Genomic DNA, 24,660 nt, shown 5'->3' on the forward strand with positions numbered 1-24,660 from the left:
CAATGATCCCGGCCATGCCCGCCACCGCCACCACCTCCCGCCAGGTTTCGGCGATCGCGCTGCGGTTCGGTCGGCTCGCGGCGATGGGGACGATCGCGGTGCTGATCATCGTCGCCGGTGTGTGGGCGTCCTGGGGCAGCGCCCAGTACGTGATGCTCACCAAGGGGCGTGAGCGGGGCACGGTCGAGGTCGCGCGGTGCGACCACGACACCTGCACCGGTGCCTACACGCCGGTCTCGGCGGGCTCGGAGCCGCGCTCGCACGTCGTCATGGAGAAGACGGTCGCAGTGCGGAAGGGTCACTCCTACACGGTGGTCGTGAAGCCCGGCACGGACGAGGTCTTCCGGTGCGGGCTCGCGGGCGTCCTGTACGCGTGGGTCCCGCTGGGCGGCGCGCTGCTGCTCGCCTCGGTGGTGGTGGCCGGCGGCCTCGGCCGCGTCCGGCTGGGCTGGGTGCTGGCGGGGTCGGGGGCGGTGCTGCTGACGGCCACGTTCATCGCCGTCCAGTCGTAGACACGAGCACGGGTACGGACATACGAGAAGGGGTGCCCCCGGGATTCGTACGATCCCGGGGGCACCCCCATGTCCGAGCGGCTCAGCCCGTGTTGCGCAGGCCCGCGGCGACGCCGTTGACCGTGAGCAGGAGGGCTCGGGCCAGGAGCGGGTCCGGGGCCTGGCCGGCGGCAGCGGCGTCGCGCTGGCGCTTGAGCAGGGTCACCTGGAGGTAGGAGATGGGGTCCAGGTAGGCGTCGCGGATGGTGAAGGTCTGCTTCAACACCGGGGTGGCGTCGAGGAGTTCGCTCTCGCCGGTGACCCGCAGCACCTCGGCGACGGTCAGTTCGTGCTCGGCCCTGATGGTCTCGAAGACGTGCTTGAGTTCGTCGGGGACGAGGGTGTCGACGTAGTGCTGGGCGATCCGCAGGTCCGTCTTGGCGAGCGTCATCTCGACGTTGGAGATGAAGTTGCGGAAGAAGTGCCACTGCTCGTGCATCTCGTCGAGCACTCCCTCTCCTCCCGATGGTGCGGTGGGACCCGCCTCGCGCAGCGCCTTGAGGCCGGAGCCGACGCCGAACCAGCCGGGCACGATCTGCCGGGACTGGGTCCAGCCGAACACCCATGGGATGGCGCGCAGTCCGTCGAGCGAGACGCCCGAGCCGGGGCGGCGGGAGGGCCGCGAGCCCAGGTGCAGGTCGGCGAGCTGGTCCACCGGGGTGGAGGCGAGGAAGTAGGTCGGCAGGTCCGGGTCCTCGACCAGCCTGCGGTAGGCCGCGTGGGCGGCGTCGCTGACGACGTCCATGGCCGCGTCCCAGCGGGCGAGCGCCTCGTCGGACTGGCGGGGCGCGGTGTGCAGGGCGGACGCCTGGAGGGTGGCCGCGACGGTCAGCTCCAGGTTCTCCCGGGCCAGCGAGGGCACGAGGTACTTGTCGGAGATGACCTCGCCCTGCTCGGTCACCTTGATCTCGCCTTCGAGGGTGCCCCAGGGCTGGGCGAGGATCGCGTCGTGCGAGGGGCCGCCGCCGCGGCCGACGGTGCCGCCGCGGCCGTGGAAGAGGCGCAGGCGTACGCCGTAGCGGTGGGCGACGTCGCGCAGGCGCCGCTGGGCGCGGTGGATCTCCCACTGGGAGGTCGTGATGCCGCCGAACTTGGAGGAGTCGGAGTAGCCGAGCATGACCTCCTGGACGTCGCCCCGCAGCGCCACCAGGCGCCGGTAGGACGGGTCGGATAGCATGTCCTCCAGGATCGTGTCGGCGGCCTTCAGTTCGTCGGTGGTCTCCAGGAGCGGCACGATGCCGATCTTCGCCCAGCCGGCGTGCAGGTCGAGCAGTCCGGCCTCGCGGGCCAGCACGGCGGCGGCGAAGACGTCGTCGGCGCCCTGGCACATGGAGATGATGTACGACTCGACGACCTCGGGCCCGAACACCTCAAGGGCCCGCTTCACGGTCTGGAAGACGCCGAGGGTCTTCTCGCCGGCCGCGTCCACCGGCGCCGGGGTCGGGGCCAGGGGCCGCCTGGACCGCAGTTCCTTGGCGAGCAGCTTGCCCCGGTACTCGCGGGGCATGTCGGCGTACCGCCAGGACTCCTCACCGAGCCGGTCGAAGAGCTGGCCGAGGGCGTGGTGGTGGGCGTCGGCGTGCTCGCGCACGTCCATGGTGGCGAGCTGGAGGCCGAAGGCGGCGAGGGTGCGGATGGTGCGGTTCATCCGGCCGTCGGCGAAGAGGCCGCCGCGGTGCTCGCGCAGCGAGGTCTGGATGAGTGTGAGGTCCGTCAGCAGTTCGCCGGTGCCGAGGTAGTCGCGGCCGGGCTGGTGCGGGGTGTTCTTGGCGAGGCGCTGCTTGGTGTTCTCCAGCTTCTGCCGGATGCAGGTGGCCTTGAGCCGGTAGGGCTCCTCCGCGTTCAGCCGCTTGTAGCGGGGGCTGATCTCGGGCAGCCGCTGCAGGTCGGTGCCGAGGGAGTCGAGGAGTTCGTCGGTGGCGCCGGTGTAGCGGATGGAGTTGGACAGGAAGCCGCGCAGTTCGTCGATCTGCTCCAGCGCGTCGTTGATGCCGTGCTCGTGCTGGAGGATGAGGACGTCCCAGGTCACCTGGGGGGTGACGTTCGGGTTGCCGTCGCGGTCGCCGCCGATCCAGGTGCCGAAGGTCAGCGGGCGGGTGGCGTCGGGGAGTTCGACGCCGACGCGCTCCAGTTCGGCGGTGAGGTCCTCAAGGACGTCGCCGACGGCGCCGGCGTGCAGTTCGTCCAGGTAGTAGATCGCGTTGCGGGCCTCGTCGGCCGGCTCGGGGCGCACCACGCGCAGTTCGTCGGTCTGCCAGACCAGGTCGATGTTCTCGGCCAGCCGGGTGTCGTAGCGGCGGCGGTCGGCCTCGATGACCGGGGTCTCCAGGAGCGTGGCGATGCGCCGGAGCTTGTTGAGGACGGACCGGCGGGCGGCCTCGGTGGGGTGGGCCGTGAAGACGGGCCGCACGTTCAGGTTGCCGACGGTCTGGCGCAGGTGTTCGGGGTCGGCGTCCTTGAGGCGGTCGGCGGTGCGGGCGAGCAGTCCGCCCTCGGCGGCCCGGCGGGCGCGCAGCTCGCGGCCTCGGTGCACCTGCTCGGTGACGTTGGCGAGGTGGAAGTAGGTGGAGAAGGCGCGCACGAGCTTGGCGGCGGTCTCCAGCTCGATGCCGCGCAGCAGCTCGGCGGCGGCCTCGCCGTCCTCGCGGGTGAGGCGGCGGACCTTCTCGACCAGCTCCAGGAGCTCGGGGCCCTCCTGGCGGACGAGGGTCTCGCCGAGCAGGTCGCCCAGCCGCCTGATGTCGGCGCGCAGCTCACTGTTGGTCGAGGTGGTGCTCGTGGTCAGGTCGTCGGCACTGCTCACAGGTGCGGCTCCTTGCAGTGTTGAAGCTCGTCCGGGAGGGAACCCGGCAGACCGGGGCCGTGCGGCGAGGTGCCGCATACGGCCCTGACATCCGGGAAGGAATCAGAGCGGACCGCGCTGTCCGACCGACTCCAAGGATAGGTGTCCATGCGGACGCGCAGACTGTCGGGCTCCTTGCCGCCCGGCCACCCGCTGCCATACTTACGATGCCGTAGGTTACGGAACCGTAGGGACTGTTGTAACGGAGCCCGGGCAAGGTTCCCGCTGCCGTCCCGGCACCACCTCTCCACCATCGACCCCACAGGGGACGCCACCATGTCCACAAGTTCCGATGTGATCGACGACGCCCCGAAGGCGAACGACGACACCCCACTCCCCCCAGCGACCCTCGGCGGCGAGAGGAAGGGGTCGGTCGAGCAGTCCGCGCTGCTCCTCTTCATCGTCGTACCCTTCGTGGCCCTTCTCGCGGCGGTGCCCCTGGCCTGGAGCTGGGGCGGTGTGAGCTGGCTCGATCTCGGGCTGCTCGTCTTCTTCTACTTCCTCGGCTGCCACGGGGTGACGATCGGTTTCCACCGCTACTTCACCCACGGTTCCTTCAAGGCCAAGCGCCCGCTGCGCATCGCGCTCGCCATCGCCGGTTCGATGGCGGTGGAGGGCCCGCTGGTGCGCTGGGTGGCCGACCACCGCAGGCACCACAAGTTCTCCGACGCGGAGGGCGACCCGCACTCCCCGTGGCGCTTCGGCGAGACCCTGCCGGCGCTGATGAAGGGTCTGTGGTGGGCGCACATCGCCTGGATGTTCGACGAGGAGCGGACCCCGCAGGACAAGTACGCGCCGGATCTGATCAAGGACACGACGATCCGGGCGATCTCCCGGCAGTTCATCTACTGGACGATGCTCTCGCTGGCGCTGCCCGCCCTGATCGGCGGTCTGGTGACGATGTCCTGGTGGGGCGCCTTCACCGGCTTCTTCTGGGGCTCGCTCGTGCGGGTGGCGCTGCTGCACCACGTGACCTGGTCGATCAACTCGATCTGCCACGCGGTCGGCAAGCGCCCCTTCAAGTCGCGGGACCGCTCGGGCAACGTGTGGTGGCTCGCGGTGCTGTCCTGCGGTGAGTCCTGGCACAACCTGCACCATGCCGACCCGACCTCCGCGCGGCACGGTGTGATGCGCGGCCAGGTGGACTCCTCGGCGCGCATCATCCGCTGGTGCGAGCAGCTCGGCTTGGCCTACGACGTGCGCTGGCCGTCACGCTCGCGTATCGATTCCCGCCGCAACACCGACCAGGACGGCTCCCGGCGCGGGAGGGAAACCGCCGAGGCGGCATGATTGACGCCGTGGCGACCGACTCCAGCAGCACCCCGAGCAATGAAAAGCCGCGGCGTGCCCGCCGCACCCGGATGACGGGTGCCGAGCGTCGCCAGCAGCTGCTGGAGATCGGCCGCACCCTGTTCGCCGCCAAGGGCTTCGAGGGCACGTCGGTTGAGGAGATCGCGGCGAGGGCCGGGGTGTCCAAGCCGGTGGTGTACGAGCACTTCGGCGGCAAGGAGGGCCTGTACGCGGTGGTCGTGGACCGTGAGATGCGCCGACTCCTGGACATGGTGACCAGCTCCCTCACCGCGGGTCACCCCCGCGAACTGTGCGAACAGGCCGCCTTCGCGCTCCTGGACTACATCGAGGAGTACACGGACGGCTTCCGCATCCTGGTCCGCGACTCCCCCATCCCCCAGTCGACGGGTTCCTTCGCGTCCCTGATCTCCGACATCGCGACGCAGGTCGAGGACATCCTGGGCCGCGAGTTCAAGAACCGCGGCTTCGACTCCAAGCTGGCTCCGCTCTACGCGCAAGCGCTGGTCGGCATGGTCGCGCTGACAGGCCAGTGGTGGCTGGACGTCCGCCGGCCGAAGAAGGCGGAGGTCGCCGCCCATCTGGTCAACCTGGCCTGGCACGGCCTGGACGGCCTGGAGGCGAAGCCGCACCTGATAGGACGCCGCAAGGCCTGACCGGCCGCGCACCGGCCGCGTACGAAAAGGCGCACACGAGAAAGCGGGCCCCTGCCGTCCCAGGCAGGGGCCCGCCTTGTTTCCCCGGCGCCGGCCCTGAGGTGCTCGACCGCATCGGCGTCCGAGCGCGTCAGTCCTTGAATACGTCCTTGACCTTCTCCTTGGCCTGGCGGGCGTCACCCTTGGCCTGCTCGGCGCGGCCCTCGGCGGTCAGCCGCTCGTTGCCGACGACACGGCCCACGGCCTCCTTGGCCTTGCCCTTCATCTGCTCGCCCTTGGCCTTGCCCTTTTCCTCTTCAGCCACCGTTTCTCACTCCAAAGATCGGTCGGATTCCGGTGTCGCACTCCGGGTAGCCGCCGAGCCCGTCCGCAAACCTCGATTCTGCGGCTCAAGGAATTCCAGCCGGTTGCCGACCGGGTCGTCCGCGTAGAAACGCAGGTGCCCCGGGAGGTCGTCGTCCCAGGTCACCGCCACTCCATGCGCCGCCAGCCGGGCCGCGTACGCCTCGATGCCGGTGACCCGCAGCCCTGGGTGGGCCTTCCTGGCGGGCCTGAAGTCGGCCTCGATCCCCAGGTGCAGCCGCACGGCCCCGGCCTCGAACCAGCACCCGCCGCGTGCCGCGAGCACCGCCGGCTTGGGCACCTCGGTCATGCCTAGGACGTCGACGTAGTAGCCGCGCAGCAGGTGCTCGGAGCCGGGCGGGGCGGCGAGCTGGACGTGGTCGACGGCCGCGAGCACGGTCAGCTCTCCTTGCGGGCGACCGCGAAGATACGGCGGAAGGGGAACGGCGTGCCGTGCGCGGTCGCCGGATAGGCCTCGCGCAGGGCGGCCCGGTAGGCGGCGAGGAACGCGTCCCGCGCGGGCGGGTCGTCGGCGAGGGCGGTGAGGACGGGTCGCAGCCCGGTCCCCATGACCCAGTCGAGCACCGGGTCCTCGCCGGTCAGGAGATGGACGTACGTCGTCTCCCAGACGTCGGCCGCGCAGCCGAGCGCGGTCAGCCGCTCCAGGTAGGTCTCCGGCGCGAGCACGGCGTCGTCGTGACGGAGGGTGTCGGCGAGGCGGTCGCGGAAGGGGGCGGAGTGGGCCAGGTCGCGCATCGACCGGTGGCTGGGGGCGGAGAAGTTGCCCGGTACCTGGAAGGCGAAGGTGCCGCCGGGGGCGAGGGCGGCGATCCAGTCGGCGAAGCGGTCGACGTGTCCGGTGACCCACTGGAAGGTGGCATTGCTGACGATCAGGTCGTACGTGCCCTCGGGCGCCCAGGTGCGGACGTCGGCGTAGGAGAAGTCCAGGCGGCCGCCGCCGGGTGTCTGTCCCTCGTACTCCACGAGCGCCTTGTCGAGCATCTCGGGCGAGTTGTCGTAGCCGACGATGTGCGCGGCCGGCCAGCGTTCGGCGAGCAGGGCGGTCATGTTGCCGGGGCCGCAGCCGAGGTCCGCGACGCGGGGTGCGGATGACGGCGGGTCGGGGATGCGGGCGAGCAGGTCGGTGAAGGGGCGGGCGCGGTGGTCGGCGTGGCGGAGGTACTGGGCCGGGTCCCAGGTGGGAGAGGTCATGACGTCCACCTTCCCCGTCCATATATCTTGATGTCAAGAGACTCGACCTCAAGAGACTTCACGTCGACACAACCACTACACTGATCGTCATGGAGGACGAGGTCGATCGGCTGGTCGCTGCGTGGCGCCGGGAGCGCCCGGACCTCGACGTGGAGCCGCTGGAAGTGCTCAGCCGGGTGAGCAGGCTGGCCCGGCACCTGGATCGGGCGCGTCGGCTGGCCTTCGCCGAACACAGCCTGGAGCCCTGGGAGTTCGACGTGCTGACCGCGCTCAGGCGCGCGGGAACGCCGTATCAGCTCTCGCCCGGACAGCTGCTGACGCAGACTCTGGTCACCTCGGGCACGATGACCAACCGCATCGACCGGCTGGCCAAGAAGGGCCTGGTGGAGCGGCTGCCCGATCCGAGCGACCGGCGCGGAGTACTGGTCCGGCTGACCGAGGAGGGCCAGGACCGCGCGGACCAGGCCCTGGCCGGTCTGCTCGCCCAGGAACGCGCGATCCTCGCGGAGCTCTCCCGAGCCCAACGCGGCGAACTCGCGGGCCTGCTGCGCCAACTGACCGCGCCGTTCGACAACATCCCGGGCTGAGGGCCGCGCCGGTCGGACCCTGGCCGGGCACAGGACCCCGGTCAGTCACAGGGTCCTGATCAGACGCTGGGCCCCGGTCAGGCTGTGTGGGTCTCCTCCGCCCCGATGCGGGCCGTCGGTTCCAGGTCCACCGGGCCGACTCCCGCCCTGCGCGCGAGCGCCACCGCGGCGAGGGTGGAGTGGACGCCCAGTTTGCCCAGGACGTTCTGCATGTGGGTGCGGACGGTGTGCGGGGAGAGGAACAGGCGCTCGGCGACGGCCTTGCGGCCCAGGCCGGCGACCATGCAGCGCAGCACTTCGCGCTCCCTCGGCGTGAGGGACTCCACCAGCCGTTCGCTCTCGGTGCGGTGCTTGCGCGCCGCCGTGAGCTCCCGCAGGACACCCGTGAGCAGGGCCGGCGGCAGATGCGTCTCGTCGCGCAGCACCCCCCGGATGACCGTGAGCAGCCGGGACAGCGAGCAGTCCTTCGCCACCCACCCCGACGCCCCGGCCTGCAGGGCCAGTGCGGCCCGCCGGGGATCGTCCTTCTCGGCCAGGACGACGATCCGGACGCCCGGCTGGGCGGTGCGGACGCCGGCGACGAGTGAGATCCCGTCGACCAGCCCGTCCTCGCCGGCCTCCTGGAGCGGCACCGCGGGCCGGACACCCGGCACATTGCCCCCCAGGTCCGAGTCGACGAGCAGCACGTCGTAGCGGCGCCCCTCGGCGGCGGCGCGCTCCAGACTGCGCAGCGCCGCGGGACCGCTGCCGGCGGCGGAGACGTCGACATCGGGCTCTGCGGCCAGTGCCGCGGCGAGCGACTCGGCGAAGATGCGATGGTCGTCGACGACCAGGACACGGATGCGAACCACGAAACCCCCTTCCCCAAGCTCTCGAAGAGCAGGGGATACCCCATCGTCGGGAGACGACACGGGCGCAGGTACGACGCCCGAAGCGCGATGGCTGTGCATGGCCGCCGCCATGCGTGAACTGCTACCCCCACTTCGGGTGCCGTACCCGACTTGTCTCGCCCCCTGATCAGCACCGGCCCCCACCGGTGCCGTTCATCAGGGTACGGCTGGGGGGCGGGAGCGGAAGGTAATTTGCAGAACTGGTTGGCCAGCGCGTTTATGGTGAGCCGCATGTTTCGTCTTGAGACAGAAATCGACAGGGCTCGACGCGATCTTCTCCGCTCCCGGCTCCGGGACACCAACACGGCCGCCTCACCGGTGCTGCGCGCACTGCGCGGAACGCCCGCGGAACGTGAACTTCCGCTCCATGTCTGGGCATTGGACGAGGCAGGCGAGCTCGCCGGCGGCCTGGTCGGCCACACCTGGACGACCTGGCTGCACGTGACGTACCTGTGGGTCGACGACCGCCACCGCGGCTCGGGGCTCGGCTCGGGGCTCCTCGAAACGGCGGAGCGCATCGCGCGCGAGGAGCGCGGCTGCGCGGCCGCCCGGCTGGAGACCTGGGACTTCCAGGCGCCGGAGTTCTACAAGAAGAAGGGGTACGAGGTGGTGTGCGTGATCCCCGACTATCCGCCGGGGACCACCGAGTACACCTTGACCAAGCGGCTCAGCTGAGCCGGCGCGCGCCCGGCGAGGGCACCGCCTCGAACACCCGCGGCGCGAGGAACCCGGCCGTGGCGAAGGCCTCTTCGACGGCCTTGGTGATCGTGTCCACGTCGGCGGTCTCCGCCAGCACGATCGCCGAGCCGCCGAAGCCGCCGCCGGTCATCCGGGCGCCGAGCGCGCCGGTGGCGACGGCCGTGTCGACGACGAGGTCCAGCTCCGGGCAGGAGACCTGGAAGTCGTCGCGCAGCGAGGCGTGGCCTGCGACCAGCACCGGGCCGATCGCGCGGGTGTCCCCCGCCTCCAGGAGCGCGACCACCTTCTCCACCCGCTCGTCCTCGGTGACGACGTGCCGGACCAGCCGGACCACTTCCTCGTCGTCGCCGAGCCGGGCCAGGGCCGCGTCGAGTCCGTCGTAGGGGATGTCCCGCAGGGCGTCCACGCCGAGCAGCGCCGCGCCCTTCTCGCAGCCCGCGCGCCGCTTGCCGTACTCGCCCTCGCTGTGCGAGTGCTTGACGCGGGTGTCGACGACCAGCAGGCGCATGCCCTCGGCCGCGAGGTCGAAGGGGATCTGCTTCTGCGAGAGGTCCCGGGTGTCGAGGAACAGGGCGTGGCCCTCCTCGCAGCACGCGGACGCGGTCTGGTCCATGATGCCGACCGGCGCACCGACGTAGACGTTCTCCGCGCGCTGGCACAGCCGGGCCAACTGCCAGCCCTTGAGGCCCAGTTCGTAGAGGTCGTTGAGCGCAAGGGCGACGACGACCTCCAGGGCCGCCGACGACGACAGGCCCGCGCCCGCCGGGACCGTCGAGGCCAGGTGGATGTCCGCGCCGGTGACCGGATGCCCGGCCTCGCGCAGCGCCCAGACGACACCCGAGGGGTACGCCGTCCAGTCGCGGTCGCTCTCGGGCACCAGGGCGTCCAGGGACAGTTCGACGACCCCGCTCTCGACGTCCGCGGAGTGCAGGCGCAGCACCCCGTCGGTGCGGCGCGAGACGGCGGCCACCGCGGTGTGCGGCAGCGCGAACGGCATCACGAAGCCGTCGTTGTAGTCGGTGTGCTCGCCGATCAGGTTGACCCGGCCCGGCGCCGCCCAGACGCCCTCCGGCTCGGTCCCGTACAGCCCGACGAAGTCCTCACGGACCTGCTCTGCCCCCACTACTGCTCCCTTGCGATCTGCTGCGCGAACTTCCAGGCGTCCGCGACGATACCCGCGAGGTCCGCGCGGGACGGCTGCCAGCCCAGCTTCTCGCGGGCGGTCTGTGCCGAGGCCACCAGCGACGCCGGGTCGCCGCCCCGGCGCGGGGCCACCACCTCGGGGATCGGGTGGCCGGTGACCTGGCGGACGGTCTCGATGACCTGGCGGACCGAGAAGCCCTCGCCGTTGCCCAGGTTGCAGATCAGGTGCTCGCCTGGGGTGGCGGCGCTCAGGGCGAGGAGGTGCGCCTCGGCCAGGTCGGCGACGTGGATGTAGTCGCGCACGCAGGTGCCGTCCGGCGTCGGGTAGTCGTCGCCGAAGACCGAGATGGCCTCGCGCCTGCCCTGGGCGACCTGGAGGACCAGCGGGATGAGGTGCGACTCGGGGTCGTGCCGCTCGCCCTGTTCGCCGTACGCGCCCGCCACGTTGAAGTAGCGCAGCGAGACCGCGCCCAGGCCGTGGGCCGCCGCCTCGCCGGTGATCATGTGGTCGACGGCGAGCTTGGAGGCGCCGTAGGGGTTGGTCGGGGCGGTCGGCGCGGTCTCGACGATCGGGACCTCGGTCGGCTCGCCGTAGGTGGCCGCCGTGGAGGAGAAGACCAGCTTGCGCACGCCCGCCTCGCGCATCGCGCCGAGCAGCGCCATGGAGCCGCCGACGTTGTTCTCCCAGTACTTCTCGGGCTTCACGACCGACTCGCCGACCTGGGAGAAGGCGGCGAAGTGCAGGACGCCCTCGTAGGAGGAGTCGAGCCACTTGGCGGCGTCACGGATGTCGCCCTCGACGAAGGTCGCCCCGGCCGGGACGCCCTCGCGGAAACCGGTGGACAGGTTGTCGAGGACGGTGACCTCGTGGCCGGCTTCCAGCAGATGCCGGGCGACCACGCTGCCGACGTACCCCGCGCCACCGGTCACCAAGTACTTGCTCATGAACTCGCTACCTCTCGCAGACGCTGGGCCGCGCGCTCCGGCGGCACGTCGTTGATGAACACGCTCATGCCGGACTCGGAGCCCGCGAGGAACTTCAGCTTGCCGGAGGTGCGGCGGATGGTGAAAAGCTCCAGGTGCAGCGCGAAGTCGTCCCGGCTGACGCCGTCGAACTCCGCCAGCGCGCCGAACGGCGCCTGGTGCCAGCCCGAGATGTAGGGCGTGGGCGGTTCACCTTCGCCGAAGATCCGGTCGAAGCGCCCCAAGAGTTCCAGATAGACCTGGGGGAACTCTGTGCGCGCCTCCTCGTCCAGGCCGAGCAGATCGGGCACCCGGCGCTTGGGGTACAGGTGGACCTCGTAGGGCCAGTGCGCCGCGTACGGCACGAAGGCCGCCCAGTGTTCACTCTCCAGGACGACCCGCTCACCGGCGAGTTCACGCTTGAGGACGGCGTCGAAGAGGTTCTCCCCGCCACTCGCCTTTTTGTGCTGCGCGAGTTGACGCAGCATCAGCGCGGTGCGAGGGGTGGTGAAGGGGTAGGCGTAGATCTGGCCGTGCGGGTGACCGAGCGTCACGCCGATCTCCTCGCCGCGGTTCTCGAAACAGAACACCTGCTCCACGGAGGGGAGATGCGACAGCTCCGACGTCCGGTCCGTCCACGCGTCCAGGACCAGCGCCGCCTGCTCCACGCTCAGATCGGCGAAGGAGGCGTTGTGGTCGGACGTGAAGCACACGACCTCGCAGCGCCCGGAGTCACCGGCCAGCGAGGGGAAACGGTTCTCGAAGACCACGACGTCGTACGACGAGTCGGGGATCTCGCTCAGCCGGCCGTCCCGCGAAGGACACAGCGGGCACTCGTCGGCCGGCGGGTGATAGGTGCGGCCCTGGCGGTGCGAGGCGACGGCGATGGAGTCGCCGAGCAGCGGATCGCGGCGGATCTCGGAGGACGTGACGGTCGGCTCCAGCGGGCGACGGTCCACGGCGTCCCGCACGGTGTCATCGCGCAGATCGTAATAAATCAACTCGCGACCGTCGGCCAGCCGGGTCGAGGTCTTCTTCACTGCGGACTCCCGTTGTTCGAGCCAGCCAACCACCAAACAGAACCGAACACACCAAAACACAACTCACCACCTCAGTCAACATCACAATCAATCAAGGTGAGACAACGAACGTGTTGAATTACTGGGTGCAGAACCCCACATATGCTCCTGAGTCCACCCATACGACTGTGCAACTGGCAGCCGAGCTGCGACTCCCCACCAACTGGCTCGACTACACGATCCTCGGCATCTACTTCGTCGTGGTGCTCGGCATCGGCTTCGCCGCCAAGCGCTCGGTGAAGACCAGCCTCGATTTCTTCCTCTCCGGTCGCTCGCTGCCCGCCTGGATCACCGGTCTCGCCTTCATCTCGGCCAACCTCGCCGCCACCGAGATCCTCGGCATGGCGGCCAACAGCGCGCAGTACGGCGCGTACACCGTGCACTGGTACTGGATCGGCGCCATCCCGGCCATGGTCTTCCTCGGCCTGGTGATGATGCCCTTCTACTACGGCAGCAAGGTCCGCTCGGTCCCCGAGATGCTGCTGCTGCGCTTCGACAAGGCCGCACACCTGCTGAGTTCGATCCTGTTCGCCTTCGCCGCCATCCTGATCGCCGGGGTGAACCTGTACGCGCTGGCGATCGTGGTCGAGGCGCTGCTGGGCTGGCCGCAGTGGGTGGCGATCCTGGTCGCCGGCTTCTTCGTGCTGGCGTACATCACCCTCGGCGGTCTGTCGTCCGCGATCTACAACGAGGTGCTGCAGTTCTTCGTGATCCTGGCCGCGCTCATCCCGCTCGTCGTGCTCGGCCTGAAGAAGGTCGGCGGCTGGGGCGGCCTGACCGACAAGCTGGACGCGAGCCACGGCCACAACTTCACCACCGCGTGGGGCGGCACCGGCATCGGCAGCGCCAACCCGCTCGGCGCGAACTGGCTGACCATCGTGCTGGGCCTGGGCTTCGTGCTGTCCTTCGGCTACTGGACGACCAACTTCGCCGAGGTGCAGCGCGCGCTGTCCGCGAAGAACCTGTCCGCGGCCCGGCGCACCCCGCTGATCGCCGCGTACCCGAAGGTCTTCATCGTGTTCCTGGTGATGATCCCGGGCCTGGTGGCCGCGGTGCTCGTCCCGAAGATCGGCACCAGCGGCTCGGACCTGCAGTACAACGACGCGATCCCGTACCTGATGGAGCAGTTGCTGCCCAACGGCGTCCTCGGCATCGCGGTGACCGGACTGCTGGCCGCGTTCATGGCCGGTATGGCGGCCAACGTGTCGTCCTTCAACACCGTGTTCACCACCGACATCTGGGGCAAGTACGTCGTCACGGACCGGGAGGACGGGTACTACGTCCGCTTCGGCCGGCTGATCACGGTCATCGGTGTGGCCGCCTCGGTCGGCACGGCGTTCCTGGCGTCGTCCTTCTCCAACATCATGAGCTACCTCCAGACCCTGTTCTCCTTCTTCAACGTGCCGATGTTCGTCGTCTTCATCGTCGGCATGTTCTGGAAGCGGGCCACCCCGAAGTCCGGCTTCTGGGGGCTGCTCGCGGGCACGGTGACCGCGATGGTGAACTACTTCTGGATCTACAAGCAGGGGATCATCTCCATCCCCTCCGACCAGGGCGCCAACTTCGTCTCCGCGATCGCCGGCTTCGTGGCCGGTGCGGTGGTCATGTTCCTCGTGTCCCTGTTCACCCAGCCCAAGCCCGCCGAGGAACTCCAGGGCCTGGTCTACGGCACCACCTCGCCGGGCATGACGGAGGCGCCCGCGGAGGGCGACGACGCGTGGTATCGGCGGCCGGCACTGCTCGGCTGGGGTGCCGTGATCCTGGCGGCCCTCTGCTACATCCCGTTCTCGTTCTAGTAGCGGGAGGATTGAGAGACCATGTCTGAGAACTCAGGACACCCCGGACCTTCAGGGCACGACGTCCAGCGCGAGGTCAGTGAGCTGGAGGGCAAGTCGACGACGGCCTCCCGGCTGTTCGACCTGCGGTTGATCATCGGCGGGCTGTTCGTCGTCTACGGCATCATCGTCACGATCGCCGGGATCAATCCGTCGGACTCGTCGCTGGACAAGTCCGAGGGGATCAACATCAATCTGTGGACCGGGCTCGCGATGCTGCTGCTCGGCGTCTTCTTCCTGGGCTGGGTGAAGCTTCGGCCGGTACCTCCGGTGGAGTTGGTGGAGGAGAAGGACGAGGGGGCTTAGACCGGTTGCCGGGTGCGGGAGGACTGTGGCTGGTCGCGCAGTTCCCCGCGCCCCTGGGTCGGCTGGACCCGTCGCCGGTTCACAGATCCGGGCCCGCTGAGTTGTTCAGTGGGCCCGCCCTGTCCAGCAGTCCCGTCCTCGCCGCCAAAGCCGCCGCCTCCAGCCTCGAACCCACGCCCAGCTTCATCAGGACCCGCTGCACGTGGGTGCGGGCCGTGGAGGGGGCGATGCCCATGCCGGCGGCGATCAGGCGGGTGTCCTCGCCGTCGGCCACCCGGACCAGGACCTCGACCTCCCGCGGGGTGAGCATCTGGAGCAGGCGCTGACCCTCGTCGTCGGGCTGGGCCGCCGGGTTGAGGAGTTCACTGAAGGCGCCCTGGAGCAGTTGGGGCGCGACCGCTGCCTCGCCCGCCCTCGCCTTCATGATCGCCCGCTCCACGCCCTCGATGCGTTCGTCATGGCGTACGTAGCCGGAGGCCCCGGCCGCGAAGGCCGCCGCGATGCCGCGTGGGCTCGGTACCGGGCCCAGGACCAGGACCGCCACCTGCGGGCGCTCCCGTTTGATCCTCACCACCGGGTCGAACATGCCCGGCTCGGCCGGTGTGGCCGTCCCCAGCAGGCACACCTCCGGTGCCCGGCTGATCACCAGTTCCGCCGCACCGGCGGCGGGTGCCGCCGCGGCCAGCACTCGGTGTCCCCGCAGCTTGAGCGCCGAGGCCAAGGCCTCGGCGAGCAATCGGTGGTCGTCGACCACCATCAGCCGCACTCCCATCGAGCAACCCCCCAGTCCCCCCAATGGATCCCCATGGACGCACGGAAGCCCCCCTCCGGCTCCCCCGCCCTCCATGACCCCGGAAGCTACACGCTTGTTCGACGTTGCGCTCCCCCTACCGGTGAGAAGTGCCCTGGATCGACGGATTTTCTGGCTTTCCCCTCATTCGAGGGTGATGAGCGGTACGCGCACGGCCCCGCCCCTGAGCAGGGGCGGGGCCGTCACCGAATCCAGGTGGTTCAGCCGGTGGTTCAGCCGCTCGTGCCGAAGGCGAGCGCCAGGTACTCCTTGTCGCCCGCGGTCGAGGAGGAGTCGGCGTAGACGGCGGACATGTAGAGGTGGCCCTGCCGGTAGATGATCTCGGAGTACTCCGGCAGCATCCGCGACTCGGCGTCGCGCACCGAGTCCGTCGCCGGGTTCTCCAGCAGCTTGGTCTCCTTGAAGGTGCCGCCGTCGAGGCTGACGATCTGGCCGCCCTTGTCGTAGGGCGGGCGCTTGTACGCGATCAGGTTGGCGCCGTCCATGCGCAGCGGGGTGATGGTGTAGCCGTCGCCCGCGTCACCGCGCTGGCCGGTCTGCTTGCCGGTGGCGAGGTCGAAGACGACGACCTCGTTGCTCTGGCCGTGCTCGCCGCCGCTGTCGTGCTCCTCGGTCGGCACGTACAGCCGGTCGTTGCCGACGGCGAGACCCGAGCAGTTCTCGATCCGGGAGATGCCGTCGCACTTGGCCGCGTACTGGTCGCCCGGCGCCGAGATGCGGGTGCGCAGCTTGCCCGTCTTGTTGTCGATGGAGAAGAAGTCCGAGATGCCGCTGCCGTCGCCCGCGGTGTCGCCGACGTCGGCGGCCACCACCAGCGGGTTCGTGGACACGACGGCCGCGTACTCGATGCCGTCGGACATCTTGTACTCCGAGATCACCTTCCCGGACTTCGGGTCGATGGTCTGGATGTGCAGCTGGCGCTGGCCGTACGCGCCGCACTTGCGCACCGCGACCAGCTTCTCGCCGCCGGCGTACCCGGCGTCGTAGCAGCTGTCGGTCTGCTTGGGGGCCCACAGGGGCTTGCCGGTGGTGATGTCGAACGCGCCGCCGCCGCTGGTGCCGCCGACCGCGACCGTGTTCGCGCTGACGGTGACGTTGTCGAAGTTGATCGCCGTGTCACCGGTCTTGACCGTCTTGGTCCACAGCTTCTTGCCGGCACCGAGGTCGAGCGCCGCGACCTGGCTGCAGCCGTGCGCGGGCTCGGCCTTGGTCGGCATGGCGGGCTCGTAGACGATCGCGGTCAGGCCGGCGTCGGTGGCGTGCTTGCTGGACTGGCAGACCGGGCCCGGCAGTTTGATCGTCCAGAGCTTGGTGCCCTTGTCGGGGTCGTAGCCGTTGATCTCGGCGATGCCGCTCTTGACGTATGCCTTGTCGGTGAGCCACGAGCCGTTGACGGCGACGCTGTTGACGCCCTTGGAGACCTGGGGCTCGGGGACCTGGAAGAGGACCTGGGAGGCGGTGTTCGCGGGCACCTTCTCCTCGCCGCCGGTGGACGTGCCGCCGGTGTCGCCCTTGTCGTCCTTGTCGTCCTTGCCGCCGGTGGGCCCGGCCGAACTGGCCTGCTCGTCCTTCTTGTCGTCGTCCTTGCCGGAGGAGGAGTACCAGATGCCGCCGCCGACGATCAGCGCGATCGCCACGACCGCCGACACGATGATCGCCACCTGCGCGTTGACCTTCCGGCCGCCGCCCGGCTGCCCCGGTTGCGGGTGCAGCGGCACGGTGGTCGGCTGCGGGTAGCCGTAACCGGGCTGCTGGCCATAGGGGTTGGGCGCCTGACCGTACGGATTGGGCTGCTGGGCGTACGGGTTGGGCTGCTGGCCCGGGTAGCCGTAGCCCGGCTGCTGCGGCGGCTGGGGTGCCTGCGGGGCGCCGAAGCCGGGCTGCTGCGGGGGCGCGGCCGGGGGAGCCTGGGGCGGCGGTGCCTGCGGGTAGCCGTAGCCCGGCGGCGGCTGGGGCGGCTGCTGCGGCTGCTGCGGCTGCTGCGGCTGATCCTGCGGCGGGCCGAAACCGGGCTGCTGCGGCGGCTGGTTGGGCGGTGGGGGCGGCGGCTGGGTCATGGCGTGAGTACCTCGGGGACGGGGACGGCGGCGGGTCGCGGGCGAACGGAAGAAGGCGTCACTTGCCGTAGGCGAGCATCAGCTTCTCCTTCGTGTCGTCGTTCCCGGACAGCCGCGTGGTCGCGAGATAGAAGCGTCCGTCGACCCAGTCGAAGATCTTGGAGTAGAAGCCGCTCTCGATGCCGGCCGTGCTCGCCGGGTTCTGCAGCAGCTTGACCGGCTTGTGCGACGAACCCCCGGTGGGGATCGACACGACCTGGCCGCCGGTGGCGTACGACGGCTCCACGTACGCGATGAGCTTGCCGCCCTCGGTGCGCAGCGGCAGCATCGACTCGTCCGCCGGGGACTTGACGCGCCACTTCTCCTTGCCGGTCGCCAGGTTGATCGCGACGACGTCGTTCGGGCCGCCGGAGGCCTCGGTCGGCAGGTAGAGGGTGGTGGAGTCGACCGCCACGCCCTGGCAACCCTGCAGATCGCGCTGGAGGATCGCCCACCCGCACGCGGGCGCGAAGTCCTCGTCGAAGCTGACCTGCGAGCGGAAGGTGCCGCCCGAGTTGAAGGTGGAGATGTTCCAGGCCTTCTTGTCCTCGTTGGTGCTGTAGACCACGACCGGGTCGACGGAGTACGTCCGCGCGACCCGCCAGCCCTTGTCGAACTTCTGGGTCCACCTGACCTTGCCGGTCCTCGGGTCCAACTCCTGCATCTCGTCGTGCTCGTTGGTCCCGGTGGCGTCGCAGGACGCGACGGAGAGCAGCCTGGCGCCGCCCGCGAAGGCGGTCGGGAAGCAGGCGTTGCCGTACTTCGTCTTGTCGAACAGCTTCTTGCCGGTGCCGACGTCGAAGGCCACCCCGGACTGCGAGCGGCCCACCAGCAGGGTCTTGCCGGTGATGGACATGCTGATGGTGATGGTGCTGTCGAACAGGGCGCCGTCGGCGAGCGTGCCGCTCCAGCCCTTGGCGCCGGTGTTCAGGTCGATCTGCTGGAGCTTGTTGCACTCGGCCCGGTCGCTGGTGCCGCTCTCGTAGGCCACCACGACCTTGTCGTCGGCCGTCTTCTGCGGGGTGACCGCGCAGATCTTCTGCGGGAACGTCAGCGCGTCCCAAGTGGGGTTGCCGTCACCGACGTTGTAGGCGAAGACCTGCTTGTACGCGGCCTTCACGACCGTCTTGTCGGTGATCCACAGGCCGGGTGCGTCGGCGCCGGAACCGGGCGCGTTCGGCGCCTCCTTGTACCAGAGCACCTTCGACTCGCCCGCCTTGCGGCCGGAGTTGAGGTCCTCGGGATCGGCACCGCCGTCGCCGCTGCCGTCACCGGGGTTGACCGGGACGGACGCCGACGGCTTCGCGTCGTCGCTCTTCTGGGCGACCGGCTTCTTGTCCTTGTTGTCGTCGCCACCGCTGGTGACGGCGAAGACCACGCCCCCGATGAGGGCGAGCGCGACGACGGCCGCCCCGACGGCGAGCCCGGGCTTGCCCTTGAACGGATTGCGGGAGCCGCCGGCGGGCGGCGGCGGCATGCCGGGACCGCCCGGGTACTGGGGCTGCGGCGGATAGCCGTACCCCGGCTGGACCCCGTAGGGACCCGGCTGCTGCGGCTGGCCGTAGGGACCGGGCTGCCCGTAGGGGCCGGGCTGTTGGGCGTACTGGCCGGGCTGGGCGTACGGTCCCGGCTGGTCGTACGGGCCGGACGCGCCGTACGGGCCGGGCTGCTGGGGTGCCTGCGGGTAGCCGTAGCCGGGCTGGGGCGCGGCCGACGGCGGGCCCTGCGGAGGCGGCGGGGCCTGGGGCGCGCCCTGCGGGGGCGGTGGTGTCTGGGGCGGCTGCATCTGGGGTGGCGGCGCGCCGAACGCACCTTGCGGCGGCTGTGGTGGCTGCTGCGGCTGGTCCGGCGGCTGAGTCATCAGCGCGTCTCCCCCTCGTTCACTGATTTTTAGCCACCCCGGACTGTGTCGGGCCCGGAGTCGTCCTCAGAAAGTTCTCAGACGGCTCTTTCTATCACCCGGGGCCGACAAAGCATCGGGCCGGTTCAGCCCCTGTTCCCAAGGGAGAACCGGCCCGTGATGCCGCCGTTACGCGCCTTCACGCACCCTTCACGCGTCCTCGGCGAGATCCAGCCAGCGCAGCTCCAGTTCGTCGCGCTGCCCGGCGAGATCGCGGAGTTCGGCGTCCAGTTCGGCCACTTTCGCGAAGTCGGTGGAGTGCTCGGCGATCTGCGCGTGCAGCTTGGTCTCGCGCTCGGAGACCTTGTCCAACTGCCGCTCGATCTTCTGGAGTTCCTTCTTCGCGGCCCGCTGGTCAGCGGCGCTCTTCTCGGCGACGGGCTTCACCGTCACCGGCGCCGCGGCGGCGGCCGCCTCCTCCATCCGCTTGCGCCGCTCCAGGTACTCGTCGATGCCGCGCGGCAGCATCCGCAGGGTGGCGTCACCGAGGAGTGCGAAGACCCGGTCGGTGGTGCGTTCGACGAAGAACCGGTCGTGGGAGATGACGACCATCGAGCCGGGCCAGCCGTCGAGCAGATCCTCCAACTGGGTCAGCGTCTCGATGTCGAGGTCGTTCGTCGGCTCGTCGAGGAAGAGGACGTTGGGCTCGTCCATGAGCAGCCGCAGCAGTTGCAGTCGCCTGCGCTCACCGCCGGACAGGTCCCCGACCGGCGTCCACTGCTTCTCCTTGTTGAAGCCGAACGTCTCGCACAGCTGCCCGGCGGTCATCTCGCGCCCCTTGCCGAGGTCGACGCGCTCGCGGACCTGCTGAACGGCCTCCAGAACGCGCAGAGTCGGGCTCAGTTCGGCGACCTCCTGGGAGAGGTAGGCGAGCTTGACGGTCCGGCCGACGGTGACCCGGCCCGCGGCCGGCTGGGTCTCGCCCTCGCTGCGGGCGGCCTGGGCCATGGCCCGCAGCAGGGAGGTCTTGCCGGCGCCGTTCACGCCCACGAGGCCGATCCGGTCGCCCGGGCCCAGCTGCCAAGTGACGTGCTTGAGCAGCACCTTGGGACCGGCCTGGACGGTGACGTCCTCCAGGTCGAAGACCGTCTTGCCGAGCCTGGACGAGGCGAACTTCATCAACTCGCTGGTGTCCCGGGGCGGCGGCACGTCCGCGATCAGCTCGTTGGCGGCCTCGACGCGGAAGCGCGGCTTGGAGGTCCGGGCGGGGGCGCCGCGGCGCAGCCAGGCCAGCTCCTTGCGGACCAGGTTCTGCCGCTTGGTCTCCTCGGTGGCGGCGATCCGCTCGCGCTCGGCCCGCGCGAAGACGTAGTCGGAGTAGCCGCCCTCGTACTCGAAGACGTCACCCTTCTGCACGTCCCACATGCGCGTGCAGACCTGGTCCAGGAACCACCGGTCGTGGGTCACGCAGACGAGCGCCGAGCGGCGCTCGCGCAGATGGCGGGCGAGCCAGGAGATGCCCTCGACGTCGAGGTGGTTGGTGGGCTCGTCCAGGATGATCAGGTCCTGGTCCTCGATCAGCAGCTTCGCGAGCGCGATACGGCGCCGCTCGCCGCCGGAGAGGGGCGCGATGACGGTGTCCAGACCCTGCGGGAAGCCCGGCATGTCGAGCCCGCCGAACAGTCCGGTGAGTACGTCGCGGATCTTGGCGTTGCCCGCCCACTCGTGGTCCGCCATGTCCCGGATGACCTCGTGGCGGACGGTGGCGGTGGGGTCGAGCGAGTCGTGCTGGGTGAGCACGTCGAAGCGCAGGCCGCCGGAGTGGGTGACGCGTCCGGTGTCGGCCTCCTCCAGCTTGGCGAGCATCCGGATCAGCGTGGTCTTGCCGTCACCGTTGCGCCCCACGACCCCGATCCGGTCCCCTTCGGAGACACCGAGCGAGACACCGTCGAGCAGGGCACGGGTGCCGTACACCTTGCTGACGTTCTCGACATTGACCAGGTTGACGGCCATTTCGCTCCTGACAGGGGGGACGGTCAGCCACCCAGCCTAATGCGCACCGGGCGGCTGACGATCCACGCAGGTCAGGAGGCCGCTGCCGTCCTGACCTCGGCCGGCAGGTCGTACATCGTCCGGCCCGGGCAGTCCGTCCGGAGCCAGTCGCGGTGGCCGCTGACCGCCGCAGGTCGCGGAGAACGCGGTCGTCGCCGTGCGTGGCCCTTCGGGGAGTCCGCTTCGGGGAGGCCGCGTGGACGCGGGCGGGCGAAGATCGCCCGGCCGGTGAGGAGCGGTCAGCCGCGCTCCCGTTGCCGCCACTGGTAGCGCCACACCGCGTCCAGCAGCCAGGTGTCCGGCCACTTCTCCCGGTCCACGGAACCGATGTGCCGCTCGGCCTCGACGCAGCGCGGATCGTCGTGCAGGGCGAGGCCGTACACGGCGTAGATACGGATCAACTGCTCCTCGTGGTCGACGAGTTCGGCCAGCGCGTCGGCGATGCGAGGGTCGCGGCCCGGGTACTCGGCGAGCCAGTAGCCCGCCGACGCGCGGACCTGGGAGTCGGGGTCGCGGACGAGCGTGAGCACCGCCGACAGATTCTCGGGGCGGACCAGCATGCACCTCTCGTCCCGTTGGAGGCCGTGCAGGACCTGGACACGGATCCGCGGGTCCGGATGCGTGAGGTGGGAGAGCAGCAGCGGCTCGATCTCCGGACCCTCGCTCTCCGTCAGCGCGTTGAGCACCGCCGCCAGCACCTCGATGTCCTGCTCGGCCGCCGCCCACGGCACCAGCACCTCGGGCCCGCGGCTCTCGAAGCGGTAGTCGGGGTCCAGGGGATTGCTCCCCAGCCCCATGATCAGGCAGCGCAGCACATCCGCCGCGAACAGCCGCCGCAGCCGGTCGGGGTGCCGCCCCAGGGCCACGGCGGCGGCCCAGGTCTCCTCGTCCATCCGGGCCGAGAGGGTCAGCGACACCGTGGACCGGACGGCGTGCTCCTCGTCGGGGTGCGCCAGGGCACGGGCCACCAACTCCTCGAAGGGCGTGCGCAGTCCGAAACGCGCCTCCAGGTTGCTCAGGATCCCCGCGTGCCCGTCCCACACGCTCACCCCGCCGAGCGTGAGCCGCTCCCAGTGACAAGACCAACCGTGGTGCTCGCCCCTGCTCCGCTCGACCGGTCCCGACTCGCCGGTCCTGCGCCGCAGTTCGGCCTCCGCGCCCCTCTCCGTCCACTGCCGGGCGCGGTCGAGCAGTTCGGTGCGTACGGCGGACGAGAGATGGACGGGTTCCGGCAGTACGGCGGCGACCATGACGTCAGAGCCGCCGTCCACCGCGCGCAGCAGCGGGGTGGTGCCGTCGGGGAGGGCGCGCAGCGGATCGGCGCCCGCCGCGACCAGCGCCTGGGCGATCGGTTCGTCGTACGCGGCGACGGCCAGGCACAGCACGGGCACTCCGTTGGCCACCGCCTCCGGGTCCGCACCGACGTGCAGCAGGTCCCCGACCTCGTCCGCGTCACCGCGCCGTACGGCGGCCACCAGCACGTCCACCGACACCGAGTCCTCCGTCAACTTCCCCAACTCCCCCGTCCCCGGCGGAGCCTAGGGGCCCGCCACGGGACCCGGCACCTGGTTAACGGCCCAGCACCGTCGCCCCGAGCGCCGGTCCCGACGTCACCCGTACCTTCCGGCACGTGCCCGAACTCTCCAGTGCCGCTGCCACCTTGGCCGCGGACTCGGGGTCGCGGACGAGGAAGGCCGTTGTCGGGCCCGAGCCGGAGACCAGGGTGGCGAGGGCGCCCGCGGTGCGGCCGGCGGTGAGGGTGTCGGCGAGTTCGGGGAAGAGGGAGAGCGCGGCGGGCTGCAGGTCGTTGGAGACGGCGGCGGCGAGTGCGTCCGGGTCGCCCTTCGCGAGCGCGTCGAGGAGTTCGTGGGAGGCCACGGGTTCGGGGATGTCGGTGCCCTCGCCCAGCCGGTCGAACTCCCGGAAGACGGCCGGCGTCGACAGTCCCCGTTCCGCCATCGCGAACACCCAGTGGAAGGTGCCGCCGACCTCCAGCGCGGTCAGCTTCTCCCCCCGACCGATCCCGAGCGCGGCCCCGCCCACCAGGCTGAACGGCACATCGCTGCCCAACTCGGCGCAGATGTCGAGCAGTTCCTCGCGCGGGGCCCGGGTGCCCCACAGCGCGTCGCACGCTACGAGCGCACCCGCGCCGTCCGCGCTTCCGCCCGCCATACCGCCGGCGACCGGGATGTCCTTGGCGATGTGGAGGTGTACGGCGGGGTCCATGCCGTGGCGCACGGCGAGCGCGATCGCCGCCCGCGCCGCCAGGTTCGTGGCGTCCAGAGGCACTTGGTCGGCGTCCGGCCCGGTGCAGGTGATGCGCAGTTCGTCGGCGGGCGTGGCCGTGACCTCGTCGTACAGGCCGACCGCGAGGAAGACGTTGGCCAGGTCGTGGAACCCGTCGGGCCGGGCGGCCCCCACCGCGAGCTGGACGTTGACCTTGGCGGGGACGCGGACGGTGACGCTCACTTACCGGACTCCTCGTTCTCGGCGCTGTGCGCCTTGTTCTCGGCGCTGTCCACCTCGTTCTCGGCGCCGTCCACCTCGTTCTCGGCGCCGTCCACCTTGTTCTCGGCGATCCGCGCGAACTCCTCCACCGTCAGCGCCTCCCCGCGGGCCTGCGGGGACACCCCCGCCGCCACCAGCGCCGCCTCCGCCGCCGCGGCCGAACCCGCCCATCCGGCGAGAGCCGCCCGCAGGGTCTTGCGGCGCTGGGCGAAGGCCGCGTCGACCACCGCGAAGACCTCGCGCCTGGAGGCCGTCGTCTTGAGCGGCTCGGCCCTGCGGACGAGGGCGACCAGGCCGCTGTCCACGTTCGGGGCGGGCCAGAAGACCTTGCGGCCGATGGAGCCGGCGCGCTTGACCTCGGCGTACCAGTTGGCCTTCACGGACGGGACGCCGTACACCTTCGAACCGGGCGGCGCGGCCAGCCGGTCGGCGACCTCCGCCTGGACCATGACGAGGGTGCGCTCGATGCTCGGGAAGGTGTCGAGCATGTGCAGCAGGACGGGCACGGCGACGTTGTAGGGCAGGTTCGCGACCAGTGCCGTCGGCGGGGGGCCGGGGAGGTCGGTGATGTGCATGGCGTCCGAGTGGACCAGGGCGAAGCGGTCGGCGCGCTCCGGCATGCGGGCAGCGATGGTCGCGGGCAGCGCGGACGCGAGGACGTCGTCGATCTCGACGGCGGTGACGCGGTCGGCGACTTCGAGCAGCGCGAGGGTGAGTGAACCCAGGCCCGGGCCGACCTCCACGACCACGTCGTCGGCGCGGACGTCCGCGGTGCGGACGATACGGCGGACCGTGTTCGCGTCGATGACGAAGTTCTGGCCGCGCTGCTTGGTAGGCCTTACGCCGAGGACGGCCGCGAGTTCACGGACTTCGGCGGGGCCCAGGAGGGCGTCGGGGGTGGGGTTGCTGCTCACGGCACCTAGGGTACGGGGCTGTCATT

21 protein-coding genes and 1 pseudogene are annotated in these 24,660 nt (G+C 70.5%); 7 read left to right on the forward strand and 15 right to left on the reverse strand.

The features are described from left to right. Window positions 1-14: 14 nt before the first annotated feature. Entirely contained in the window at window positions 15-512 is a 498-nt protein-coding gene (locus tag ACIQI8_RS32585; protein WP_402358341.1) for a hypothetical protein, read from the forward strand. An 82-nt stretch (window positions 513-594) separates the two neighbouring features. On the opposite strand, the gene ppc is transcribed toward ACIQI8_RS32585, so the two are convergent. After that, on the reverse strand, window positions 595-3,354 hold the full coding sequence (gene ppc, locus ACIQI8_RS32590; RefSeq protein ID WP_402358344.1) for a phosphoenolpyruvate carboxylase: 2,760 nt from the start codon (window positions 3,352-3,354) through the stop codon (window positions 595-597). Between the two features lie 315 nt (window positions 3,355-3,669). Here ppc and ACIQI8_RS32595 point away from each other — a divergent pair, with 315 nt between their 5' ends. Both ACIQI8_RS32595 and ACIQI8_RS32600 read left to right on the forward strand, forming a co-directional pair. Beyond that, a complete protein-coding gene (locus ACIQI8_RS32595; RefSeq protein WP_402358347.1) occupies window positions 3,670-4,683 on the forward strand; it encodes an acyl-CoA desaturase in 1,014 nt (337 codons plus the stop codon). Next, complete coding sequence (locus tag ACIQI8_RS32600) at window positions 4,680-5,357, forward strand: TetR family transcriptional regulator (protein WP_402358350.1); 678 nt, start codon at window positions 4,680-4,682, stop codon at window positions 5,355-5,357. The genes ACIQI8_RS32595 and ACIQI8_RS32600 overlap by 4 nt, the downstream gene beginning before the upstream one ends. A gap of 130 nt (window positions 5,358-5,487) precedes the next feature. On the opposite strand, the gene ACIQI8_RS32605 is transcribed toward ACIQI8_RS32600, so the two are convergent. From ACIQI8_RS32605 to ACIQI8_RS32615, 3 genes and pseudogenes are all read right to left on the reverse strand, one after another. After that, window positions 5,488-5,661 (reverse strand): CsbD family protein, encoded by a 174-nt coding sequence (locus ACIQI8_RS32605; protein WP_402358353.1) that lies wholly within the window; start codon window positions 5,659-5,661, stop codon window positions 5,488-5,490. Window positions 5,662-5,742: 81 nt separating this feature from the next. Beyond that, window positions 5,743-6,096: pseudogene (locus ACIQI8_RS32610) on the reverse strand (glyoxalase); the annotation flags it as partial. Between the two features lie 2 nt (window positions 6,097-6,098). Beyond that, window positions 6,099-6,911, reverse strand: a complete 813-nt coding sequence (locus ACIQI8_RS32615; RefSeq protein WP_402358356.1) for a trans-aconitate 2-methyltransferase — start codon at window positions 6,909-6,911, stop codon at window positions 6,099-6,101. Between the two features lie 89 nt (window positions 6,912-7,000). On the opposite strand from ACIQI8_RS32615, the gene tamR reads away from it, so the two are divergent. After that, a complete protein-coding gene (gene tamR / locus ACIQI8_RS32620; RefSeq protein ID WP_401716626.1) occupies window positions 7,001-7,498 on the forward strand; it encodes a MarR family transcriptional regulator TamR in 498 nt (165 codons plus the stop codon). A gap of 77 nt (window positions 7,499-7,575) precedes the next feature. Here tamR and ACIQI8_RS32625 read toward each other — a convergent pair whose 3' ends face one another. Further along, window positions 7,576-8,349: a LuxR C-terminal-related transcriptional regulator gene (locus ACIQI8_RS32625; RefSeq protein ID WP_401716623.1), complete on the reverse strand. Its 774-nt coding sequence runs from the start codon at window positions 8,347-8,349 to the stop codon at window positions 7,576-7,578. 258 nt (window positions 8,350-8,607) lie between these two features. Between ACIQI8_RS32625 and ACIQI8_RS32630 the strand changes: the two genes are divergently transcribed. Then, window positions 8,608-9,063 (forward strand): GNAT family N-acetyltransferase, encoded by a 456-nt coding sequence (locus ACIQI8_RS32630; protein WP_402359696.1) that lies wholly within the window; start codon window positions 8,608-8,610, stop codon window positions 9,061-9,063. Here the strand turns inward: ACIQI8_RS32630 and galK are convergent. Genes galK through galT form a run of 3 tightly spaced genes read right to left on the reverse strand, consistent with a single transcriptional unit; the run spans window position 9,056 to window position 12,233 of the window. Beyond that, on the reverse strand, window positions 9,056-10,210 hold the full coding sequence (galK, locus tag ACIQI8_RS32635; RefSeq protein ID WP_402358360.1) for a galactokinase: 1,155 nt from the start codon (window positions 10,208-10,210) through the stop codon (window positions 9,056-9,058). The two genes, ACIQI8_RS32630 and galK, sit on opposite strands and share 8 nt — an antisense overlap. Then, the gene (gene galE / locus ACIQI8_RS32640) at window positions 10,210-11,175 is read right to left on the reverse strand and encodes a UDP-glucose 4-epimerase GalE (RefSeq protein WP_402358362.1); all 966 of its coding nucleotides are present in this window, start codon (window positions 11,173-11,175) and stop codon (window positions 10,210-10,212) included. The genes galK and galE overlap by 1 nt, the downstream gene beginning before the upstream one ends. Further along, window positions 11,172-12,233, reverse strand: a complete 1,062-nt coding sequence (gene galT / locus ACIQI8_RS32645; protein ID WP_402358365.1) for a galactose-1-phosphate uridylyltransferase — start codon at window positions 12,231-12,233, stop codon at window positions 11,172-11,174. The genes galE and galT overlap by 4 nt, the downstream gene beginning before the upstream one ends. A 125-nt stretch (window positions 12,234-12,358) precedes the next feature. Between galT and ACIQI8_RS32650 the strand changes: the two genes are divergently transcribed. Together ACIQI8_RS32650 and ACIQI8_RS32655 are read left to right on the forward strand one after the other, a co-directional pair. Then, window positions 12,359-14,068 (forward strand): sodium:solute symporter family protein, encoded by a 1,710-nt coding sequence (locus ACIQI8_RS32650; protein WP_402358368.1) that lies wholly within the window; start codon window positions 12,359-12,361, stop codon window positions 14,066-14,068. Window positions 14,069-14,089: 21 nt separating this feature from the next. Beyond that, window positions 14,090-14,413, forward strand: a complete 324-nt coding sequence (locus ACIQI8_RS32655) for a hypothetical protein (RefSeq protein ID WP_402358371.1) — start codon at window positions 14,090-14,092, stop codon at window positions 14,411-14,413. Between the two features lie 79 nt (window positions 14,414-14,492). Here ACIQI8_RS32655 and ACIQI8_RS32660 read toward each other — a convergent pair whose 3' ends face one another. The 7 genes from ACIQI8_RS32660 to rsmA all read right to left on the reverse strand — a co-directional run bounded on the left by ACIQI8_RS32660 (window position 14,493) and on the right by rsmA (window position 24,634). Beyond that, entirely contained in the window at window positions 14,493-15,185 is a 693-nt protein-coding gene (locus ACIQI8_RS32660; RefSeq protein ID WP_124003804.1) for a LuxR C-terminal-related transcriptional regulator, read from the reverse strand. 251 nt (window positions 15,186-15,436) lie between these two features. Then, complete coding sequence (locus ACIQI8_RS32665; RefSeq protein ID WP_402358375.1) at window positions 15,437-17,281, reverse strand: PQQ-binding-like beta-propeller repeat protein; 1,845 nt, start codon at window positions 17,279-17,281, stop codon at window positions 15,437-15,439. Between the two features lie 58 nt (window positions 17,282-17,339). Further along, window positions 17,340-19,181 (reverse strand): PQQ-binding-like beta-propeller repeat protein, encoded by a 1,842-nt coding sequence (locus tag ACIQI8_RS32670; RefSeq protein WP_402358378.1) that lies wholly within the window; start codon window positions 19,179-19,181, stop codon window positions 17,340-17,342. A 189-nt stretch (window positions 19,182-19,370) separates the two neighbouring features. Next, window positions 19,371-21,173, reverse strand: coding sequence for an ABC-F family ATP-binding cassette domain-containing protein (locus tag ACIQI8_RS32675; RefSeq protein ID WP_402358381.1), 1,803 nt, complete (start codon window positions 21,171-21,173; stop codon window positions 19,371-19,373). 278 nt (window positions 21,174-21,451) lie between these two features. After that, window positions 21,452-22,720 (reverse strand): hypothetical protein, encoded by a 1,269-nt coding sequence (locus ACIQI8_RS32680; RefSeq protein ID WP_402358384.1) that lies wholly within the window; start codon window positions 22,718-22,720, stop codon window positions 21,452-21,454. A gap of 61 nt (window positions 22,721-22,781) precedes the next feature. After that, entirely contained in the window at window positions 22,782-23,681 is a 900-nt protein-coding gene (locus tag ACIQI8_RS32685; protein ID WP_402358387.1) for a 4-(cytidine 5'-diphospho)-2-C-methyl-D-erythritol kinase, read from the reverse strand. Further along, window positions 23,678-24,634, reverse strand: coding sequence for a 16S rRNA (adenine(1518)-N(6)/adenine(1519)-N(6))-dimethyltransferase RsmA (gene rsmA / locus ACIQI8_RS32690; protein WP_402358390.1), 957 nt, complete (start codon window positions 24,632-24,634; stop codon window positions 23,678-23,680). The genes ACIQI8_RS32685 and rsmA overlap by 4 nt, the downstream gene beginning before the upstream one ends. Window positions 24,635-24,660 lie beyond the last annotated feature (26 nt).

Source organism: Streptomyces sp. NPDC092369, from assembly GCF_044755245.1.
In the GTDB taxonomy this organism is placed as follows: Bacteria; Actinomycetota; Actinomycetes; order Streptomycetales; family Streptomycetaceae; genus Streptomyces.

Bases quoted from the DNA above. Each gene is read 5' to 3' on its own strand.
- ACIQI8_RS32585 (WP_402358341.1), top strand. From the start codon at position 15: ATGCCCGCCACCGCCACCACCTCCCGCCAGGTTTCGGCGATCGCGCTG.
- ACIQI8_RS32595 (WP_402358347.1), top strand. From the start codon at position 3,670: ATGTCCACAAGTTCCGATGTGATCGACGACGCCCCGAAGGCGAACGAC.
- ACIQI8_RS32600 (WP_402358350.1), top strand. From the start codon at position 4,680: ATGATTGACGCCGTGGCGACCGACTCCAGCAGCACCCCGAGCAATGAA.
- ACIQI8_RS32615 (WP_402358356.1), bottom strand. From the start codon at position 6,911: ATGACCTCTCCCACCTGGGACCCGGCCCAGTACCTCCGCCACGCCGAC.
- tamR (WP_401716626.1), top strand. From the start codon at position 7,001: ATGGAGGACGAGGTCGATCGGCTGGTCGCTGCGTGGCGCCGGGAGCGC.
- ACIQI8_RS32630 (WP_402359696.1), top strand. From the start codon at position 8,608: ATGGTGAGCCGCATGTTTCGTCTTGAGACAGAAATCGACAGGGCTCGA.
- galE (WP_402358362.1), bottom strand. From the start codon at position 11,175: ATGAGCAAGTACTTGGTGACCGGTGGCGCGGGGTACGTCGGCAGCGTG.
- ACIQI8_RS32655 (WP_402358371.1), top strand. From the start codon at position 14,090: ATGTCTGAGAACTCAGGACACCCCGGACCTTCAGGGCACGACGTCCAG.
- ACIQI8_RS32660 (WP_124003804.1), bottom strand. From the start codon at position 15,185: ATGGGAGTGCGGCTGATGGTGGTCGACGACCACCGATTGCTCGCCGAG.
- ACIQI8_RS32665 (WP_402358375.1), bottom strand. From the start codon at position 17,281: ATGACCCAGCCGCCGCCCCCACCGCCCAACCAGCCGCCGCAGCAGCCC.
- ACIQI8_RS32670 (WP_402358378.1), bottom strand. From the start codon at position 19,181: ATGACTCAGCCGCCGGACCAGCCGCAGCAGCCACCACAGCCGCCGCAA.
- ACIQI8_RS32675 (WP_402358381.1), bottom strand. From the start codon at position 21,173: ATGGCCGTCAACCTGGTCAATGTCGAGAACGTCAGCAAGGTGTACGGC.